Origin of the sequence: Arthrobacter sp. SAFR-044, from assembly GCF_051965175.1 — a bacterium.
In the GTDB taxonomy this organism is placed as follows: domain Bacteria; phylum Actinomycetota; class Actinomycetes; order Actinomycetales; family Micrococcaceae; genus Arthrobacter.
Genome location: NZ_JBQCMK010000003.1, coordinates 254,875 through 273,047 on the forward strand (window position 1 = coordinate 254,875; position 18,173 = coordinate 273,047).

General features: G+C 67.3%; 19 protein-coding genes. 11 read left to right on the top strand and 8 right to left on the bottom strand.

The window, feature by feature from the left end; genetic code table 11:
* Positions 1–43: 43 nt before the first annotated feature.
* Complete coding sequence (locus ACTHQS_RS06245; protein WP_440167056.1) at positions 44–613, bottom strand: HutD/Ves family protein; 570 nt, start codon at positions 611–613, stop codon at positions 44–46.
* A 105-nt stretch (positions 614–718) separates the two neighbouring features.
* Here ACTHQS_RS06245 and ACTHQS_RS06250 point away from each other — a divergent pair, with 105 nt between their 5' ends.
* Positions 719–1,330, top strand: coding sequence for a phosphoribosylanthranilate isomerase (locus ACTHQS_RS06250; protein WP_440167058.1), 612 nt, complete (start codon positions 719–721; stop codon positions 1,328–1,330).
* A 112-nt stretch (positions 1,331–1,442) separates the two neighbouring features.
* Entirely contained in the window at positions 1,443–1,859 is a 417-nt protein-coding gene (locus ACTHQS_RS06255; RefSeq protein WP_440167060.1) for a YccF domain-containing protein, read from the top strand.
* Between the two features lie 36 nt (positions 1,860–1,895).
* Here ACTHQS_RS06255 and ACTHQS_RS06260 read toward each other — a convergent pair whose 3' ends face one another.
* Positions 1,896–2,705: a 2-phosphosulfolactate phosphatase gene (locus ACTHQS_RS06260; RefSeq protein WP_440167061.1), complete on the bottom strand. Its 810-nt coding sequence runs from the start codon at positions 2,703–2,705 to the stop codon at positions 1,896–1,898.
* The gene (locus tag ACTHQS_RS06265) at positions 2,702–3,571 is read right to left on the bottom strand and encodes a DUF4031 domain-containing protein (RefSeq protein WP_440167063.1); all 870 of its coding nucleotides are present in this window, start codon (positions 3,569–3,571) and stop codon (positions 2,702–2,704) included. Before ACTHQS_RS06265 ends, ACTHQS_RS06260 begins: the two co-directional genes overlap by 4 nt.
* A 117-nt stretch (positions 3,572–3,688) precedes the next feature.
* Between ACTHQS_RS06265 and ACTHQS_RS06270 the strand changes: the two genes are divergently transcribed.
* The 5 genes from ACTHQS_RS06270 to clpB all read left to right on the top strand — a co-directional run bounded on the left by ACTHQS_RS06270 (position 3,689) and on the right by clpB (position 9,750).
* On the top strand, positions 3,689–4,099 hold the full coding sequence (locus tag ACTHQS_RS06270; RefSeq protein ID WP_440167065.1) for a TOBE domain-containing protein: 411 nt from the start codon (positions 3,689–3,691) through the stop codon (positions 4,097–4,099).
* Positions 4,096–4,995 (top strand): molybdate ABC transporter substrate-binding protein, encoded by a 900-nt coding sequence (gene modA / locus ACTHQS_RS06275; protein WP_440167067.1) that lies wholly within the window; start codon positions 4,096–4,098, stop codon positions 4,993–4,995. The genes ACTHQS_RS06270 and modA overlap by 4 nt, the downstream gene beginning before the upstream one ends.
* Complete coding sequence (locus ACTHQS_RS06280) at positions 4,992–5,879, top strand: ABC transporter permease (RefSeq protein ID WP_440167069.1); 888 nt, start codon at positions 4,992–4,994, stop codon at positions 5,877–5,879. The genes modA and ACTHQS_RS06280 overlap by 4 nt, the downstream gene beginning before the upstream one ends.
* Positions 5,876–6,952 carry a sulfate/molybdate ABC transporter ATP-binding protein gene (locus ACTHQS_RS06285; protein ID WP_440167071.1) on the top strand — a complete coding sequence of 359 codons (1,077 nt, stop codon included), beginning with the start codon at positions 5,876–5,878 and terminating at the stop codon, positions 6,950–6,952. The genes ACTHQS_RS06280 and ACTHQS_RS06285 overlap by 4 nt, the downstream gene beginning before the upstream one ends.
* Positions 6,953–7,107: 155 nt before the next feature.
* Positions 7,108–9,750, top strand: coding sequence for an ATP-dependent chaperone ClpB (gene clpB, locus ACTHQS_RS06290; RefSeq protein ID WP_440167073.1), 2,643 nt, complete (start codon positions 7,108–7,110; stop codon positions 9,748–9,750).
* 44 nt (positions 9,751–9,794) lie between these two features.
* On the opposite strand, the gene ACTHQS_RS06295 is transcribed toward clpB, so the two are convergent.
* Positions 9,795–10,475, bottom strand: a complete 681-nt coding sequence (locus ACTHQS_RS06295; protein WP_440167075.1) for a septum formation family protein — start codon at positions 10,473–10,475, stop codon at positions 9,795–9,797.
* Positions 10,476–10,746: 271 nt separating this feature from the next.
* Between ACTHQS_RS06295 and ACTHQS_RS06300 the strand changes: the two genes are divergently transcribed.
* Positions 10,747–10,980 carry a DUF3073 domain-containing protein gene (locus ACTHQS_RS06300; RefSeq protein ID WP_159635036.1) on the top strand — a complete coding sequence of 78 codons (234 nt, stop codon included), beginning with the start codon at positions 10,747–10,749 and terminating at the stop codon, positions 10,978–10,980.
* A gap of 169 nt (positions 10,981–11,149) precedes the next feature.
* Here ACTHQS_RS06300 and ACTHQS_RS06305 read toward each other — a convergent pair whose 3' ends face one another.
* Complete coding sequence (locus ACTHQS_RS06305; protein WP_440167076.1) at positions 11,150–11,923, bottom strand: alpha/beta fold hydrolase; 774 nt, start codon at positions 11,921–11,923, stop codon at positions 11,150–11,152.
* 83 nt (positions 11,924–12,006) lie between these two features.
* Here ACTHQS_RS06305 and ACTHQS_RS06310 point away from each other — a divergent pair, with 83 nt between their 5' ends.
* A complete protein-coding gene (locus ACTHQS_RS06310; RefSeq protein ID WP_440167078.1) occupies positions 12,007–12,780 on the top strand; it encodes a VOC family protein in 774 nt (257 codons plus the stop codon).
* A gap of 71 nt (positions 12,781–12,851) precedes the next feature.
* Here ACTHQS_RS06310 and purM read toward each other — a convergent pair whose 3' ends face one another.
* From purM to ACTHQS_RS06325, 3 genes are read right to left on the bottom strand one after another with little or no spacing between them, the layout of a single operon-like run.
* Positions 12,852–13,997 carry a phosphoribosylformylglycinamidine cyclo-ligase gene (purM, locus tag ACTHQS_RS06315; RefSeq protein WP_440167080.1) on the bottom strand — a complete coding sequence of 382 codons (1,146 nt, stop codon included), beginning with the start codon at positions 13,995–13,997 and terminating at the stop codon, positions 12,852–12,854.
* Positions 13,994–15,664 carry an amidophosphoribosyltransferase gene (gene purF, locus ACTHQS_RS06320; protein WP_440167081.1) on the bottom strand — a complete coding sequence of 557 codons (1,671 nt, stop codon included), beginning with the start codon at positions 15,662–15,664 and terminating at the stop codon, positions 13,994–13,996. Before purF ends, purM begins: the two co-directional genes overlap by 4 nt.
* Positions 15,665–15,722: 58 nt before the next feature.
* Entirely contained in the window at positions 15,723–16,043 is a 321-nt protein-coding gene (locus ACTHQS_RS06325) for a hypothetical protein (protein WP_440167083.1), read from the bottom strand.
* 312 nt (positions 16,044–16,355) lie between these two features.
* On the opposite strand from ACTHQS_RS06325, the gene ACTHQS_RS06330 reads away from it, so the two are divergent.
* Complete coding sequence (locus ACTHQS_RS06330) at positions 16,356–17,462, top strand: S-(hydroxymethyl)mycothiol dehydrogenase (protein ID WP_440167084.1); 1,107 nt, start codon at positions 16,356–16,358, stop codon at positions 17,460–17,462.
* Positions 17,459–18,079 carry an MBL fold metallo-hydrolase gene (locus tag ACTHQS_RS06335; RefSeq protein WP_440167086.1) on the top strand — a complete coding sequence of 207 codons (621 nt, stop codon included), beginning with the start codon at positions 17,459–17,461 and terminating at the stop codon, positions 18,077–18,079. Before ACTHQS_RS06330 ends, ACTHQS_RS06335 begins: the two co-directional genes overlap by 4 nt.
* Positions 18,080–18,173: the final 94 nt, after the last annotated feature.

The following is an 18,173-nucleotide window of genomic DNA, read 5'->3' on the forward strand; positions in this document are numbered from 1 at the left end:
GGCTGCCACCGGTGGTGCGCAACCTCACCACCTGAAGGGGTGCCTACGCCGTGGTGTCCACTGGGTCGATGGACACGACGGCCAGGAATCCCCGGCCAAGGATCTCGGGGGAGTCGTCGTCCGAGCCGGTCACTGCGTCGTATCTGCCCAGCTCCACCGCCTCCGCGCCGGCTTGGCTGACCTTCGCCTGTCCCTGCAGCAGCACCCCCACCTGCCCTTCGAAGACGGGGTGGGCGCGCTTTTTGGACAGCTCGATGATGGAGGTAAAGGCTTTGAACGCACCGGTCCGGGTGATGACGTTGAGGTCACGGATGTCGCCCGTGGGAAGTGTCGCCGTGGTGGCGGCGCCGCCGTCGAACCGGAACGGACGGTACTTTTCAAGCGGCTGTTCCGCGCCGCCCACGCTGAGCAGCAGCAGTTCCCCCTCGATGACCGTCAGCACGCGCTCCATGCCGGGGAAAGCGGAAAAGTCGCCGGCCTTGGCCACATCGGCGATGCTCACCCGCCAGTCCCAGCCGCCGTCCGGTGAAGCCTGGCGCGCGATTTCCCTGGTCACCCCGCCGCCGTTGCGCCATGGTTCGGCCTTGAGGTCAGCGAAGCGGATGATCTGCATCAGCCCAGCCTAGTTCCCTGACATGGCCGCCCGTCGCAGTTGTGTCCGGTCCCTGCTAATCTCCTCCGGGGGGTCAACACGAAAACAGCCTGAAGGAGCCCGGGAATGTTCGTCAAAGTGTGTGGTCTCAGCACGCCCGAATCGGTCCGCGAAGCAGTGGACGCCGGTGCAGATGCGGTGGGATTCGTCCTCACTGCCAGCCCCAGGGTTGTCTCGCCGTCGCAGGCAGCTTCCCTGTTGGCCGGGCTTCCGGAGAGCGTCACCCCGATCGGCGTCTTCCGGGACGAGCCTGTGGCCGATGCCATTGCCATCGCCCGCGCCGCGGGCCTGGTGTGGATCCAGCTGCACGGCGACCGGTCACCCGCGGACGTCGCAACAGTGCACGACGCCGGCATGAAGCTGGTCAGGGCCATCACCATGGGTGCCGGCCAGGACGAGTTCGACGACTGGGGTGAGGACCTGCTCCTGATCGATGCCGCTGTGCCGGGTTCCGGGGAATCCTGGGATTACGCCTCCGTGGCAGCCCTGCCCGTGCTCAAGGGACGGAACTGGCTGCTCGCCGGCGGCCTTGAGGCGGCCAACGTGGGCCAGGCAGCAGCCGCGGCGCATGCCTGGGGCGTGGATGTTTCCTCCGGGGTTGAAGCGTCCCGCGGAGTGAAGGACCTGGCCAAGATCCGGGCCTTCGTGCAGGCTGCCAAAGCGGCTGCCACGGTTTAGCCGCCGAAGCCTCTGTGCCCCGGACGGCTGCGGGGTCAGGGCAGGATCAGGGATGTCCCCCATCTTTTGGCCACAGGCCCTCTTTGTCAGGGGGCGAGGGCACAATGGGTGCATGAAGACACTTCTGAATATCATCTGGCTGGTTTTCGGCGGCTTCTGGCTGGCCCTGGGTTATTTCCTGGCGGGCGTGGTCTGCTGCCTGCTGATCGTCACCATCCCCTGGGGCATTGCCTCATTCCGGATCGCCGCCTACACGCTGTGGCCGTTTGGCCGGATGGTGGTGGACAAGCCCGGCGGTACGGGTGTCTTCTCGCTGCTGGGCAACGTGATCTGGCTGCTGGTGGCCGGGATCTGGATTGCCATTGGACACGTGGTGACCGCGTTCGCCATGGCAGTGACCATCGTTGGCATCCCGCTGGCCATCGCCAACCTCAAGCTCATTCCGGTATCCCTGATGCCGCTGGGCAAGCAGATTGTGCCCACCAACACGCCTTTTGTGAGCAACTATCCCGTCCGGACCTACCGTTAGGCGGGACCGCCCGCTTTGCCGGGCAGTGCCGTCCCGTCACAGCGGACGGAACGCCCCGCCCCGCAGGATGGCCGCGGAGTCACTGCCATCCAGTTCGGCGGCGATGTCCACGTCCTCGGCGTAGCCGGCCCCGGACAGCTCCCGGCCGCTGGCGCAGTGCTGCAGCGTTTCGCGCAGGCGCGGCTCGGCCGCCTCGAAAACAGCCATGGCGGCCACGGCCTCCGGAGCGTAGCCGTGCCTGCCGTCCCCGGCTTCATAACCGCCCTTGCCGGTGGCCACCAGTCCTGCGATGAAAGCTCCGGCGCCGATCTGGTCCTCCACGGCAGGGCGCAGTGTGCCGTCCGGCCAGCGTTCGCCCGCGGCGACAACCGCAACTACTGCGTCGCCAGGAAGGTTGGCGGCCACCCAGTCTGCCGTGGCCGCGGCATTCCGGAGGCAAACGGCGGCCACCAGTGGAACTTCCGCCGCCAGCGCGTGGCAGAGCTCAGAACCGTTGGGGGAGGGCAGGACCACCCGTTCCAGCGCAACGGCCGCCCGGAGGCTGGCGGGGGACAGGCTGAGGCCGCCGCCGTGCCGTGGGCCGGCGAGCTGGGCCTGGTGGTGGGCGGCGAAGTCCTCTGCGGTGGTGTCGCGCCAGCGGTACGGAAAGACTTCCGCGCCCCGGTCCAATGCGACGCTGACGCAGGTTCCGAAGGACAGGACGTCCACCACGACGGCGATGTCAGCCCCGGCGGCCACCGTCCTGGCACCCTCCAGTCCCCAGTCCAGCCGGACGGTGAAGGGAAGCTGCCGGTGTGCCGCATTGGCGGAGTACGTGTGCCGTGGGTTGGTACCGGGCGCGTTCACTGCAGTTCGCCTTCCAGGTTGCAGTGCGCCGCGTCCTGCCATAGTTCTTTGGACCGCTGGTGATGGAAGAGAGGGTCCAGTTCCAGCAGTTGGCGGACGACGGCGGCCCTGCCGGCTGCGAAGTCCGCGTCGCCGATGTGCGCATAGTCTTTCCGCACGGCAGCGACGTAGCGCGCGTATTCCTCCGGTTCGCCGCCGAGGATGGAGAGGTCCGCGTCGCAGAGGAGGGCGCCGTCGTCGTCACCTGGCTCCGGACGGTGGTCCGATGTCAGCCGGACCAGGCGCGCCACTTCCGCCACCTCTGACCCCGGAAGGCCGGCGTCGGCAAGCCGTTCCTCCGCCAACCGGGCCGACTCCTCCTCGTCCTGGCCGGCAGCACCGCGGTACACGGCGTCGTGGAACCAGGCAGCCAGCAGCACTGTCCGCGGTGCTTCAGCCGGTTCCGTGAGCAGGTCCAGCGCCTCCAGCACGGACAGCAGGTGGGTGCAGCCGTGGTAGTGGCGGTGCGGTTCGCTCCACCGGTCCAGCAGGTCAAGGAACAGTGCGTCGTGGCCGGGCATGACGGCTTCCCAACGGTTCAGCAGCGGGACCTTCAGCGATTTGTTCCGGCGGCGTGCCGGGATCCGCAGCCCGCTGGCGATAAGCCTGCGGACCAGCACGCGGCCCTCCACCGAGACCGCGCCCGCCGCCACCAGGTCGGCAAAGCGGCGTTCCGGCACATCGTAGTGGTCGCCGTCGAACGCCCGCTCAGGGATCCCCGCGGCCGCAGCGAACGAATGCAGCTCGTCCAGGGACGCGTCCGAGACCAGGTGCGAAAAGTGTGTTCCGTGTGCAGGCCACAGCGGCGGGTCGATGTAGATGGCCATGCAAGGAGTCTAGTGCTGCCCTTCCGTATATCGCCGCGCAGCCGGGTGGCACGTTCATGACCGCTGGTGCGTCTTAAAACGTGCCGCTAACCCTCATTTGCGGACTAGAATCACCGAATGGCACTTATTCGCGTTGCAGAGGCTGCCCGTTTCCTGGGGGTGAGCGACGATACCGTGCGCCGGTGGACGGAGCAGGGAACCCTCACCGCACTCCGGGACCCCTCCGGCCGTCTCGCAGTGGACGGGCTGGAGCTGGCAGCGCACGCCCGGAAGCTCGCGCAGCTCCCCGACGACCCCAAAAGTGGCAGCAGTTCGGCGCGGAACCGGTTTGTGGGGCTGGTGACCAACGTCATCACGGACAAGGTCATGGCGCAGGTGGAACTGCAGTGCGGGCCCTTCCGGGTTGTCTCGCTGATGAGCAGCGAAGCCGTTCGTGAGCTGGGGCTCGAGCCTGGTGCCGTGGCCACCGCCGTGGTCAAGGCAACGACCGTCATCATCGAGTCGCCGAAGGGCCGGACCACCGCATGAGCCGGCAACCCGTTCGGTCCGCGGCTTGCATCATTCGGGCCGCCGTCCTCCCGCTGGCTGTGCTGCTGCTGGCCGTTCTTTCCGGCTGTACCCCGTCGGGGAGCCCGGACGCGGGGACAAGTTCCGGCGCGGCCACCGGTTCCGGCGCCAAGCCAAGCGGCGCCATCACCGTCTTCGCGGCGGCCTCCCTCAAGCAGGCCTTTACCGAACTCGCGAGCACTTTCGAAGCCGAACATCCGGGCACCACGGTCACCCTGAGCTTCGCGGGGTCCTCGGACCTGGCCAGCCAGATCAGCCAAGGCGCGCCCGCTGACGTCTTCGCCTCCGCGGACACAGCCAACATGCAAAAGGTGCAGGACGCCGGCCTTACCGACGGCATGCCGCAGGACTTTGCCACCAACACCCTGGCCATCGCGGTGCCGCCGGGCAACCCGGCTGGAGTTGCATCCCTGCAGGACCTGGCCCGGCCGGGCATCAGGCTGGTGACCTGCGCCCGGCAGGTCCCCTGCGGAGCCGCAACGGCCAAAGTGGCGGAAGCAGCGGGGCTCACGTTGAGTCCGGTCAGCGAGGAGAACGCCGTCACCGACGTCATGGGCAAGGTCGCCTCCGGCGAGGCGGACGCGGGGCTGGTCTACGGCACAGACATCAAGGCCTCCGGGGACAAGGTGGCAGGCATCCAGTTCCCGGAATCGGTGAGTGCGGTCAACACCTACCCGATTGCGGGCGTCGCCGGCGGCCGTAACAAGGCCACCGCCCAGGCCTTCCTGGACGTCGTCACCGGCCCGGAGGGCCAGAAGGTCCTCGCCGCGGCGGGATTCGGCCCGGCCAGTTCCGGCCCGGCCGGTTCCGGGTCAGCCAGTTCTGCCCCGGCCAGTTCCAGTCCAGGCAGCAAGTGATCCAGCGGCACGGGCCGCCGCCCCAGGCGCGGCCGCGCACCCAGGCCGCTGCCTACTCCGGCATCCCCGCATGGGTCCGTGCGCTGGCAGTCCTGGCCGCCGTCGTCGTTGTGCTTCCCCTGCTGGCCATGGTGCTGCGCGTTGACTGGGCGCAGTTCATTCCGCTGGTGACGTCGGAGCCGTCCCTGACGGCGCTGGGGCTGAGCCTGCGGACCTCGGCGGCGAGCACCCTTCTCTGCATCGCGCTGGGAGTTCCCCTGGCCCTGGTCCTGGCCAGGGACTCCTTCCGGCTGCAGGGGCTGCTGCGCTCGCTGGTACTCCTGCCCCTGGTGCTTCCCCCGGTGGTGGGCGGCATCGCCCTGCTCTACACGTTCGGCCGCCAAGGGCTGCTGGGGCAGACCCTGGAGGTGCTCGGGCTGCGCATCGCCTTCTCCACCACGGCGGTGGTCCTGGCCCAGACGTTCGTGGCGCTGCCCTTCCTGGTGGTGAGCCTGGAAGGAGCGCTGCGGACGTCCGGCTCCCGCTATGAGGCCGTGGCCGCGACCTTGGGGGCGCGGCCGGGCACCGTGTTCCGGCGGGTCACGCTGCCGCTGGTCCTGCCGGGCCTGGCCTCCGGCGCCGTCCTGTCCTTCGCCCGCAGCCTGGGTGAGTTTGGCGCCACCCTGACCTTCGCGGGCAGCCTCCAAGGGGTGACCCGGACCCTGCCGCTGGAGATCTACCTGCAGCGGGAAACGGACCCGGACGCCGCCGTCGCGCTGTCCCTGGTGCTGGTGGCCGTCGCTGTCGCCGTGGTGGCGCTCGCATACCGGCAACCGGCAGCGGCCCGTGCCGGAGCAGGGCAACGGACGACGGCGGCCGCGCCGGCTGGAGGGGACGTCCGGTGACGCTGTCCTTCCAGGCCGCCGTGGCCGGGCGAGGGTTCGACGTGGACCTTGCCGTCCGGCCGGGTGAAACGGTGGCCGTCATGGGCCCCAACGGCGCCGGCAAATCGACCCTCCTGGCCAGCATCGCGGGCCTGCTGCGGCCGGACAGCGGCCGCGCCGAACTCAATGGCAGGACACTGTTCGACCTCGATGGCGGAAAGCGCACGTGGGTCCCTCCCCACCACCGCGGCACCGCCCTGCTGGCCCAGGAACCCCTGCTCTTCCCGCACCTGAGCGCCGTGGACAACGTCTCCTTCGGGCCACGCAGCGCCGGCGTCCCCAAGCGGGATGCCAAGGATCAAGCCATGCGCTGGCTGGCTGAGGTGGAAGCGGGACACCTCGCCGGACGCCGTCCCGCCGAGCTTTCCGGCGGCCAGGCCCAGCGGGTGGCCGTGGCCCGTGCGCTCGCCGCCGATCCTGCGCTGCTGCTGCTCGATGAGCCGCTCGCCGCGTTGGATATCCATGCCGCCCCTTTGCTGCGCCGCCTCTTCAAGCGGGTCCTCGCGGGACGGCAGGCGATCATTGTCACGCATGACGTCCTGGATGCACTGGTGCTCGCCGACCGCGTGGTCATCCTGGAAAACGGGAAGATTGCAGAGGAAGGGCCCACGCGTGCCGTGCTGGAACGCCCGCACAGTTCCTTCGCTGCCGGACTTGCCGGGCTGAACTTCATCCCCGGGACCCTCGACGGCACTGGTGTCCGCACCAGCCAGGGCCTGCGGATCGCGGGGCACGACGAGGAACTGGGCGGCGACGGCGAACCCGGCCGGCTGCCGGAGCCGGCGGGTGCGGGCGTGGCCGTGTTCCCGCCGTCGGCCGTTTCCGTGTTCCTTGACGACGCCCACGGAAGCCCGCGGAACTCGTTCGCCGTCACCATCACCGACCTCGAGCCCCACGGCGACCAGGTCCGCGTCAGGGCGGGCGGCCTTGCCGCCGACATCACGCCTGCTGCCTCCGCGGACCTGGGCCTTGCTCCGGGCATGACGGTGCACTTCGTGGTCAAGGCCGCCGCCGTTTCCGTGTACGGAACCTAGCGCCAGGGCGCGGACGGTCCGGGCTGGACCGCAGGGAGGACCTCCGGCTCTGGACAGCTGTTTCGCCGTGGGCAAACATGGCTAAGGAATCTCGCCCTGCAAAGTTGAGCGTAGTACACTCAACCTAGTCAACAAGCCCCCGAAAGGAGCTCTCTTTGGACGTCAAATTCACCACCAAGAGCCAGGAGGCTCTTTCCGCGGCGGCAATGAACGCCTCGACGGCCGGTAATCCCCAGGTGGAACCGGCCCACCTCCTCAAGGCGCTGATGGACCAGCGGGAGGGCGTCGCCGTTGCGCTCCTCCGGGCCACCGGTGCGGACCCGGACGCCGTCAGCGTCCAGGCGAGCAGCGCCATCAAGGCCCTGCCGGCCACGTCAGGCGGCTCCAGCCAGCAGGCGCAGCTGTCCCGGCCTGCCCTGCAGGACATCCAGCATGCCAAGGAGGAGGCGGACCGGCTGGGGGATTCCTTCGTATCCACCGAGGTGCTCCTGGTGGGCCTCTCCGCCGGCAACGATGCCGCTGCGCGCCTGCTGCGTGAAGCCGGTGCCTCACGTGAGGCGCTGCTCGCGGCCCTCCCCGGGGTCCGCGGCGACCGCAAGGTGGACAGCCCCGACCCCGAGAACACGTTCCAGGCCTTGGAGAAGTACGGCACTGACCTCACTGCCATGGCCCGTGCCGGCAAGCTGGACCCCGTGATCGGACGCGACTCCGAAATCCGCCGCGTGGTCCAGGTGCTGTCCCGGCGCACCAAGAACAACCCGGTGCTCATCGGCGAACCCGGCGTGGGCAAGACCGCTGTTGTCGAAGGACTGGCCCAGCGCATGGTGGCGGGCGACGTCCCGGAAAGCCTGCGCGGCAAGACGCTCATCTCCCTGGACCTCGGCTCGATGGTGGCCGGCGCCAAGTACCGCGGCGAGTTCGAGGAGCGGCTGAAGGCGGTCCTTGAGGAGATCAAGGGCTCGGAAGGCCAAGTCGTCACGTTCATCGACGAAATCCACACCGTGGTGGGTGCCGGCGCCACCGGCGATTCCTCCATGGACGCCGGCAACATGCTCAAGCCCATGCTGGCCCGCGGTGAGCTCCGCCTGATCGGTGCCACCACCCTGGATGAGTACCGCGAAAACATTGAAAAGGACGCGGCCCTGGAACGCCGCTTCCAGCAGGTGTATGTGGGCGAGCCGAGCGTGGAGGACACCATCGGCATCCTCCGCGGCCTCAAGGAGCGCTACGAGGCGCACCACAAGGTCTCCATCGCCGACTCCGCCCTGGTGGCCGCCGCCACACTGTCCAACCGCTACATCTCTGGACGCCAGCTGCCGGACAAGGCCATCGACCTCGTCGATGAAGCCGCGTCCCGCCTCCGCATGGAAATCGACTCTGCTCCGGAGGAGATCGACCAGCTGCGGCGCCAGGTGGACCGCCTCACCATGGAGGAACTGGCCCTGTCCGGTGAATCGGATCCCGCATCCGTGGAGCGACTGGCCGCACTCCGCGCTGACAAGGCTGACAAGGAGGAGGAGCTCTCGGCCTTGAACGCCCGCTGGGAAGCCGAGAAGGCCGGCCTCAACCGGGTGGGTGACCTGAAGGCCAAGCTGGACGAACTGCGCTCCGCTGCTGACAAAGCACAGCGCGAGGGCGACCTCGAAACTGCCTCCCGGATCCTCTACGGGGAAATTCCGGCGCTTGAGCGCGAGGTGAATGCCGCTGCCGAGGCCGAGGCCGCCGTGACGGACAAGTCCGCGCAGATGGTGGCGGAGGAAGTGACTGCCGAGGATATCGCTGAAGTCATCTCTGCCTGGACCGGCATCCCGGCAGGCCGAATGCTGCAGGGTGAAAGCCAGAAGCTGCTGCACATGGAAGAAGAGCTGGGCCGGCGCCTGATCGGCCAGTCCAAGGCCGTGACCGCGGTGTCCGACGCTGTCCGCCGTGCCCGGGCCGGCATCAGCGACCCCAACCGCCCCACCGGCTCCTTCTTGTTCCTGGGCCCCACCGGCGTGGGAAAAACCGAGCTGGCTAAGGCACTGGCCGATTTCCTGTTCGACGACGAACGCGCCATGGTGCGCATCGACATGTCCGAGTACGGCGAGAAGCACAGCGTCGCCCGGCTGGTCGGGGCGCCTCCGGGATACGTGGGCTACGAGGAAGGCGGCCAGCTGACCGAGGCCGTCCGCCGTCGGCCCTACTCCGTAGTGCTGCTGGACGAGGTGGAGAAGGCGCACCCCGAGGTGTTCGACATCCTCCTGCAGGTGCTCGACGACGGCCGCCTCACCGACGGGCAGGGCCGCACCGTGGACTTCCGTAACGTGATCCTGGTGCTGACCTCCAACCTGGGCAGCCAGTTCCTGGTGGACCAGTCCCTGGACGCCACGGCCAAGCGCAATGCCGTCATGGCCACGGTGAACGCGTCCTTCAAGCCGGAGTTCCTCAACCGGCTCGACGAAGTGGTGCTGTTCGACGCCCTCACGGTAGACGAACTGGCCCACATCGTGGAGCTGCACGTGGCAGAGCTGGGGCGGAGGCTGCACGAACGGCGCCTCACCCTCGAAGTCACCGACGGGGCCAAGGCCTGGCTGGCACTGTCCGGCTACGACCCCGCCTACGGCGCCCGGCCACTGCGGCGCCTGGTGCAGCGTGAGATCGGCGACCGGCTGGCCAAGGCCATCCTTGCCGGCGAGATCAGCGACGGCGACACCGTGATGGTTGACACCGCAGCTGACCTGGGCGAACTCACCGAGGGCAACTTCGACGCGCTGACGGGTGCCCCGAGCTCCGGCCTCTCAGTGCGGCGGAAGGACTAGCCGGCCTGCAGGGCTGGGGGACTGCTGCCCTGGCGGTTTGGCCGTCAGGGCAGCACGCTCGCGTTGATCACGTTGCCGCCGTCGGCATTGACGTAGCAGTCCACCCTGCGGTCCCCGGACTCCCAGCTGGTGTTGCTGGGAAAGCTGCGCTGGTAGTTCAGCTGGAACTGCTTGGCCGCCGGGCCGAGCTTCGCTGCCTGGCAAACTTCCAGCGCTTTGGCCTTGAGCGGGTCAGCCCCCGGATACTTGGCGCTGTCCGGGTAGTGGAGGGTGGCTACCAGCTGCGCGGAATGGCCCGTGTCGCACGGCACCACCGTGGACGCCAGGGCCTGGGGGTCGAAGTCCTTGAAGCAGTCACCTACCGCGTAGGCTGCCGGCGCGACCCCGTCGCGGGGCAGCGGCTGGGGAGTGGCCGGCGGAGTGACGGCGGTCTGCAGCACGCCCGGCGCTGCACTTTTCGCTGTATCGATGCCGGGAGCAGAGTTCAGCCACACGGCGAGCCACGCCAGTGAGCCGGCCACGGCGAGGATGACGACGATGAGGAACGCCTTCCAGAACGCCGGCCTCCTGTTGGCCCGCTTTTCGGGCCCGGGATCCTGGCGCGGCTGGGACCAGGTCACAGACTCCGGAGCGGGTGCTGAACCGGCGTCGCCGCCCTGGACTATTGGCAGGCTTCCGGTCCGCGGCGGCAAGGCTGGTTTCGGCGGGATGTCCTGGTGGTTCACGGGTGCGCATCCTCCTGGGTTTGGTACCGCGGCTCGCCAAAGGCCATACAAAATCGGCAGTTCTTAAGTGACTCTACCGAAGAAAAATCCCGGAATCCCGCGGGCGCAGGTGCGTGATGGTACCCCACGAGGGCGCCCGGGCCATGAGGCGGCAAGCAGGGCCCGCCGAAAGCATGTAATCTAGGTGTACGACAAATTGACCAAACATTCCGGGGCCTCACCGATCGCCAAGGTGACCACCTCCGGTCCAAGTACAAAAGGGGGTCACGCCATGGGGCGCGGCCGTCAAAAGGCAAAAGCTACCAAGCAGGCTCGGGACATTAAGTACTACTCCCCGAACACTGACTACTCGGCACTTCAGCGTGAGCTGACGGGTCCGGGCAGTCGTTCGACGAGCCGTTACTCGAATGAGCCGGTTGAACCGGACTATTCGGCTTATGTGGATAAGTACGCGGATGATTTGGATGACGATGACGACGAGGTAGACAACCGTCGCATCGGCTAGTTGTCGCCGACAGCAAACTGCCCCTTTAGGCAGTTTGCGCGTCAGTTTCAATAATCTTCGCCTCGCTGCTTTTTCTGCAGCGCTAACGGTGCTGACCGCAGTCAAGGGGTCCGTTGGGAACACGCCTGTTTTGGGTATGTCCCCCAACGGGCCTTTTCGTGGTTCCTGCCTAACGCGTGCGGCGCCTGACAGGCATGAAGGTCCGTGGTGGGCCGTCCGCAGCCAGGAATGGAAGCATAAGGCTGGTGAGCGTGGCCGGTTGCTCCAGCGGCAGGCCATGGGACGCCCCGGGAATCACCGTCAGCTGCCCATTGGGCAGTGCCTCATACAAGGAGACGGTATGCGCCAGGGTCACAACGTCGTCGTCCCCTACCGCCACCAGTACCGGCTGCTGGATCCGGGAGATCTGGGAGGGAGTGAGCGAAGGCTCGGTGCTGATCAGTTGCATGCCTTTCCGGACTACTGCCTCAAAATGCCCGGGTCCGTCAGGGGACCGCTCGGCGTAGGCCCGGCCAAGCTCCTGTAACACAGGCGAGTCCGGGTCCATGTCCACCGGCTGGATGCCGTCCACGTGGTAGTTGGTGCCGATGACCACCATTTTTGCCACCAGGTCCGGCCTCGCCAGCGCTACGAGGAGGGCAATGATGCCGCCGTCGCTCCAGCCGACGAGATGGGCGCGGCCGGCGGCCACCTTCTCAAGGACGCTGATTGTCTCCCGCGCCATATCGTCGTAATGGAAGTCAGCGTCAGTGTCGGCGGTGTATCCATGGCCGCGGCGGTCGAAGGCGAGGAGTCGGTAGTGTTCCGCGAGTCCGGTGCCAATTGTGCCAAGAAGGGCATCACTGTTGCTGAGGCCGCCGTGCAGCAGGAGCAGTGGAGGGCCACTGCCGCCGCGGTCCTCCACCCACGTCGGGTGTCCATCAATGTCTATGGTGCCGGCCATGTGTTCTCCCGTTTTCAACCGTGTGGGGGTTATTGTGCCTCTTGCCCCTTTGCTGCTCAAGGGGTCCGTGTAGCGTTGCCTCCATGGCATTAGTTGAGGGATACCGTCAGGGCGAGCCCTGCTGGGCGGATCTGCAGACCCCCGATGTTGCGGCAGCCAAGGACTTCTACGGGCGGCTCTTCGGCTGGACCTTCCAGGACTTTCCCACCCCGGACGGCCGCAGTTACGCGCAGGCCTTTGTCCGCGGGCAACTGGTGGCCACCATTGCACCGCAAAGCCCCTTGCAACTGCAGGCTGGCACGTCCGCAAAGTGGAACGTCTACTTCGCCGCCGCAGACGCTGCCCGCCTGCTTGAGGAGGCTGGCCACGCAGGAGGTACCGCCCAGTTCGGGCCGGAGAAGGTGGGCGATACCGGCGTGCTGGGCTTCCTGACTCCTCCCGGTGGCGGGACCACGGGAATCTGGCAGGCAGGAAGCCACTACGGCAGCCAACTCTTCAACGAGCCTGGCGCGCTGGCCTGGGCGGAACTCTTCACGCCCGAGCCCCAGGCTGCCGTCGGCTTCTTCCAGCAGCTTTTCGGGCATGAGGTCACCGAGTATCCCCAGGATGACGGCGGCAGCTACAGTACGCTGCTCATCGACGGCAACGAGGTGGCGGGGATCATCCCTGCCGATGAGGTCGACGAAGCGGACTGGCAGATCTACTACGGGGTGGCAGATGTTGCCGTGGCGGCAGCGGAGGCCCAGGCCGCAGGGGGCCGGGTCCTCGTTGAGCCGGACGAGCATCCGGGCGATGGTTCACTGGCCACCATCGAGGACCCGCAGGGCGGCGTCCTCAACCTCATCCAGGTTGATTAAATGCATCGAGTGCTGGGTACTTGTCGTTCCCGGGCGTGAAAACGACAAGTACCCAGCACTCGATGGGAGGCTTAGGCGTAGGAGTTGACCAGGCGGACAGCTCCACCGTCCACGCCCTTGGCGCCCTGGACGTAGTCCGGGCCGGACTTGAGGATGGAGTCCGAATCCGCGGTGACCGTGCCCATGATCCAGGACGGCAGACCGCGTTCGTTCAGGCGCGCGACGGCGGCATCCGCGGCTTCGGCGGACACGATGGCCACCATGCCCACGCCAAGGTTCAGGGTGCGCTCCAGGTCGGCCAGCGGAACGTTGCCGAGCTCGGACACCAGCTTGAAGATGGCGGGCAGCTCCCAGGTGGCGCGGTCGACTGTGGCCACCAGGCCCTGCGGCAGGACGCGGGCCAGGTTGGCGGCAAGGCCGCCGCCGGTGACGTGGCTGAAGCCGTGGACGGCCGCGCCGGCGCTGACCGGGAAGGTGCGGGCCAGGTCCAGGCAGTCGGCGGCGTAGACGCGCGTGGGTTCGAGCAGCTCTTCGCCCAGGGTGCGGCCGAGTTCGGAGACCTGGCGGTCCAGGGCCCAGCCGGCGTGGTTGATCACGCGGCGGACCAGGGAGTAGCCGTTGGAATGCAGGCCGGAGGAGGCCATGCCGATCACGACGTCGCCGGCGCGGACGCGGTCCGGGCCCAGCAGTGCATCGGCTTCCACGACGCCGGTGGCTGCGCCGGCCACGTCGTATTCGTGCTCGCCCAGCAGGCCCGGGTGCTCGGCGGTCTCGCCACCCACCAGGGCAGTGCCGGCCACGGAGCAGGCTGCGGCGATGCCGCGGACGATCCCGGCGATGCGCTCGGGAACCACCTTGCCGCAGGCGATGTAGTCGGTCATGTACAGCGGCTCGGCGCCTACCACCACGATGTCGTCCACCACCATGCCCACCAGGTCGAACCCGATGGTGTCGTGGATGTCCATGGCCTGGGCGATGGCTACCTTGGTGCCGACACCGTCCGTGGAGGTGGCGAGCAGCGGCTTCTTATAGGTCAGCAGTTTGGAGACGTCGTAGAGGCCGGCGAAGCCGCCCACCCCGCCGATCACCGACGAGTTGTGGGTTGCCTTGACGGCATCCTTCATGAGCTCGACGGCGCGGTCCCCGGCTTCAACGTTCACGCCTGCGGAGGCGTAGGTGATGCCGGAGTTGTCTGCGGCGGTGTTGGCGGAAGTCATACGGAGTCCTTCTTGTCGGCGCCGGTGGCGGCGTGTACGTCGGGCACGAGGTCGGCTTCGGTCAGCAGGTTCTCGAATTCGGAGTCCGGGCCCGGGTCGCAGCCGGTGGCACCGGCCTTCTCCGCCGGGTCCTCGGTGGCGTCGACTGCCAGGGCGGCCGTTTCGCCGGGAAGGGCCGAAGGGGAGGGCTTCAGGCCGCCCAGGTCGGTACGCTCCAGCAGGTTCTTGCCCAGCTTGTCTGCGTCGGGCAGCTTGATGGGGTATTTGCCCGTGAAGCAGGCGGTGCAGAGGCGTTCGCGCGGCTGCCGGGTGGCTTCGATCATGCCGTCTTCCGAGATGTAGGCCAGCGAGTCGGCGCCGATGGCCTGCGAGATCTCCTCAATGGTGGCGCCGTTGGCGATCAGCTCGGCGCGGGAGGCGAAGTCGATGCCGTAGAAGCAGGGCCACTGGACGGGCGGGGAGGAGATCTTGACGTGAACGGACGCGGCACCGGCTTCGCGGAGCATCCGGACGATGGCGCGCTGGGTGTTGCCGCGGACGATCGAGTCATCCACCACCACAACGCGCTTGCCGCGGATCACGGACTCCAAGGCGTTGAGCTTGAGCCGGATACCCAGCTGGCGAAGCGTCTGCGAGGGCTGGATGAAGGTACGGCCCACGTAGGAGTTCTTGACGAAGCCATGGGCGAAGGGAATGCCGGATTCCTCTGCATAGCCAACTGCTGCGGGGGTGCCGGATTCAGGGACGGGGATGACGATGTCCGCCTGCTGCGTGTTTTCCCGGGCCAACTGCCGGCCCATCTCCACGCGGGACTCGTAGACGGAGCGGCCAGCGATGGCGGCGTCCGGGCGTGCAAGATAGACGTACTCGAAAACGCAACCTGCCGGCGTCGGGTCCGCGAACTTCTTGGACCGCACGCCGTCCTCGTCGATGGCGATGAACTCGCCCGGTTCGATCTCGCGGATGAAGCTGGCACCGACGGTGGCCAGTGCGGACTGTTCGGAGGCAACAACCCAGCCGCGCTCCAGCCGGCCCAGGACCAGCGGGCGGATGCCGAAGGTGTCGCGGGCTGCGTAGAGGGTTCCTTCGTCCATGAAGACGAAGCAGAAGCCGCCCTTGATCTTGGGCAGGAGTTCGGTGGCGGTCTCTTCGAGGCTCTTGCCGGGCTCGCCCTCCAGCAGGGCGGTGACCAGGGCCGTGTCTGAAGTGTTGCCCTGTTTCATTTCGCCGGTGAGCTGCCCGCCGTTGCGCTCGGTGATCATGGCGTTGAGTTCAGCGGTGTTGGTCAGGTTGCCGTTGTGCGCCAGGGCCACCGTGCCGGTGGAGGTGGCGCCGAGGGTGGGCTGCGCGTTGGCCCAGTGGCTGGCGCCGGTGGTGGAGTAGCGGCAGTGGCCCACGGCCAGGTGCCCGGTCAGGGTGTTCAGCGTGGTCTCGTCGAAGACCTGGGATACGAGGCCCATGTCCTTGTAGACGTTGATCCGCTTGCCGTCGCTGGTGGCTATGCCAGCCGACTCCTGACCGCGGTGCTGCAGTGCATACAGCCCGTAATAGGTAAGTTTTGCTACTTCTTCACCGGGTGCCCAAACACCGAAGACGCCACAGGCATCCTGGGGTCCTTTTTCGCCGGGAAGAAGATCATGGGAAAGTTTGCCATCGCCGCGTGCCACTGATCGATTATCGCACGATATGGGGTATGACTTTCCCCCGCTTCAGTTTGTGACCCGGCTAGGGCTGGGGATCGGTATCGGTATCCGGTTCCGATTCCGGGACGGCCTCCACGACTGCCCGTTCCTGCCGCCTTACGCTGCGGCGGTCCAGGACAAGCGCCAGGAGGGCGCCCAGGAGGGCGCCCGCAGCCGCGAACATCACCATGAAGAATCCGAAGACAGCGCCGGGATCGAACGTGGCATCGCCAGGGAGGGCGTAAGCCACCACTGCGGCGGCAATAATGCCTGCCAGTGCCCCCACAATCAAAAAGGGAACATACTTCGGAGCGCGGCGGACGGTCACTTCGCGCTGCTCGGCAGGGGTTTGTTCAAAAGCCATGCCATCCAGCCTACTGCCAGGACTTGTCGTGCGCGCGACGGGAAGCAGGGGCCTCGGGGCCCTGGAAAATGACGGCAGGGTACGGCCAGCCTGTGATAGCCACGCCCCCTGCAACTGATATATCTATTGACATGAAGTGTGGCCGCTGTCATATTTCCAGTAAGCACTCTGCGCGCTCTGTTGTGTAATAGGCAATTCAACGCGCCTTCATCGTAGGGCACGATCTGGTCCCCGAACGCGGCATGTCAGCTAGATTGGCACTTGGTGCCGACTCACCGGATCCGGCCGGGTCCAGGAAAGGAACACAGAACCATGGCCCATAAAGTTCAAGCTGTCGTTGTGCGGGAGAAGAACGCTCCGGTGTCGCTCGAGACGATCCTGGTGCCGGATCCGGGCCCGGGCGAGGCGTTGGTGGACATCATGACCTGCGGTGTGTGCCATACGGACCTGCACTACAAGCAGGGCGGCATCGGCGATGACTTCCCGTACCTGCTGGGCCATGAGGCCACCGGCGTGGTCTCCGCAGTTGGTCCGGACGTGACTTCCGTGGCGCCGGGGGACCGGGTGATCCTGAACTGGCGTGCGGTCTGCGGCGAGTGCCGGGCGTGTGCCAAGGGCCAGCCGCAGTACTGCTTCAACACCCACAATGCCACGCAGAAGATGACCCTTGAGGACGGCACGGTCCTTTCTCCCGCCCTGGGCATCGGTGCCTTCGCGGAGAAGACCCTGGTGGCCGCGGGGCAGTGCACCAAGGTTGATCCCGAGGTTGATGCGGCCGCGGTGGGGCTGCTGGGCTGCGGCATCATGGCCGGCATCGGCGCGGCGATCAACACCGGCGAGGTCAAGCGCGGCGAGTCCGTGGCAGTGATCGGCTGCGGCGGTGTTGGCATCGCGGCGATCGCCGGGGCGAAGCTGGCCGGTGCGACGACGATCATCGCCGTTGACATCGACGACAACAAGATTGAGATGGCCAAGTCCCTCGGTGCCACCCATGGCGTGAATTCCAAGCAGGAGGACGCGGTGGAAGCCATCCGGGCCCTCACCGGAGGCCACGGCGCGGACGTGGTGATTGACGCCGTCGGCCGTCCAGAAACGTACCGGCAGGCCTTCTACGCCCGCGATCTCGCCGGCCGGGTGGTCCTGGTGGGCGTGCCGACGCCGGAGATGACGCTGGAACTGCCGCTGCTGGATGTCTTTGGCCGCGGCGGGTCGCTGAAGTCCTCCTGGTACGGCGACTGCCTGCCGTCCCGTGACTTCCCCATGCTCGTCTCGCACTACAAGCGGGGCAACCTGGACCTGGACGCCTTCGTGTCCGAGCGGATCAGCATCGACCAGGTGGAGGAAGCTTTCGGCAAGATGCACGAGGGCAAGGTCCTGCGCTCGGTCGTCGAGATCCAGCCCGCTCAGGCGTCGGCATGAGTGTCACCATCGAGAACCTGGTCACCTCGGGCACGTTTTCGCTCGACGGCGGCACCTGGGACGTGGACAACAACGTCTGGATCGTGGGCAACGACGAGGAATGCATCATCATCGATGCGCCGCATGACGCCGCCGCGATCCTCAACCAGGTCCGCAGCCGGAAGGTCAAGGCCATCCTGCTCACCCACGCGCACAATGACCACATCGGTGCCGCGCGGGAGGTTGCTGACGCCCTGGGCGCCCCGGTCCTGCTGAACCAGGAGGACCTGGTGCTGTGGGAGCAGGTCTATCCTGACGTCAAACCTGACCGGTACCACTCCGACGGGGACGTGTTCGAGGTGGGCGGGGCAACCCTGCGGGCCATCCACACGCCGGGGCACTCCCCGGGGTCGACCTGCTTCTACCTGGAGAGCGAGGGGACGGTCTTCACCGGGGACACGCTGTTCAACGGTGGGCCGGGCGCCACCGGCCGGTCCTACAGCGACTACCCCACCATCCTGAAGTCCATCCGCGAGCGGCTGCTGGCGCTGCCGGCCAACACCGTGATCCGCACCGGCCACGGCGACAACACCACCATCGCCGCCGAGCAGGAAACGCTGGCCAAGGTTCCGCAGTAGCCGGCAGGGAAACCAGCAGAGAGTGCCCGTGGAGGCGCGCCGGGAACGTCCGGCGCGCCTCCAGTGCAAGTGAACAATAGCTGCCGGCAAGGGA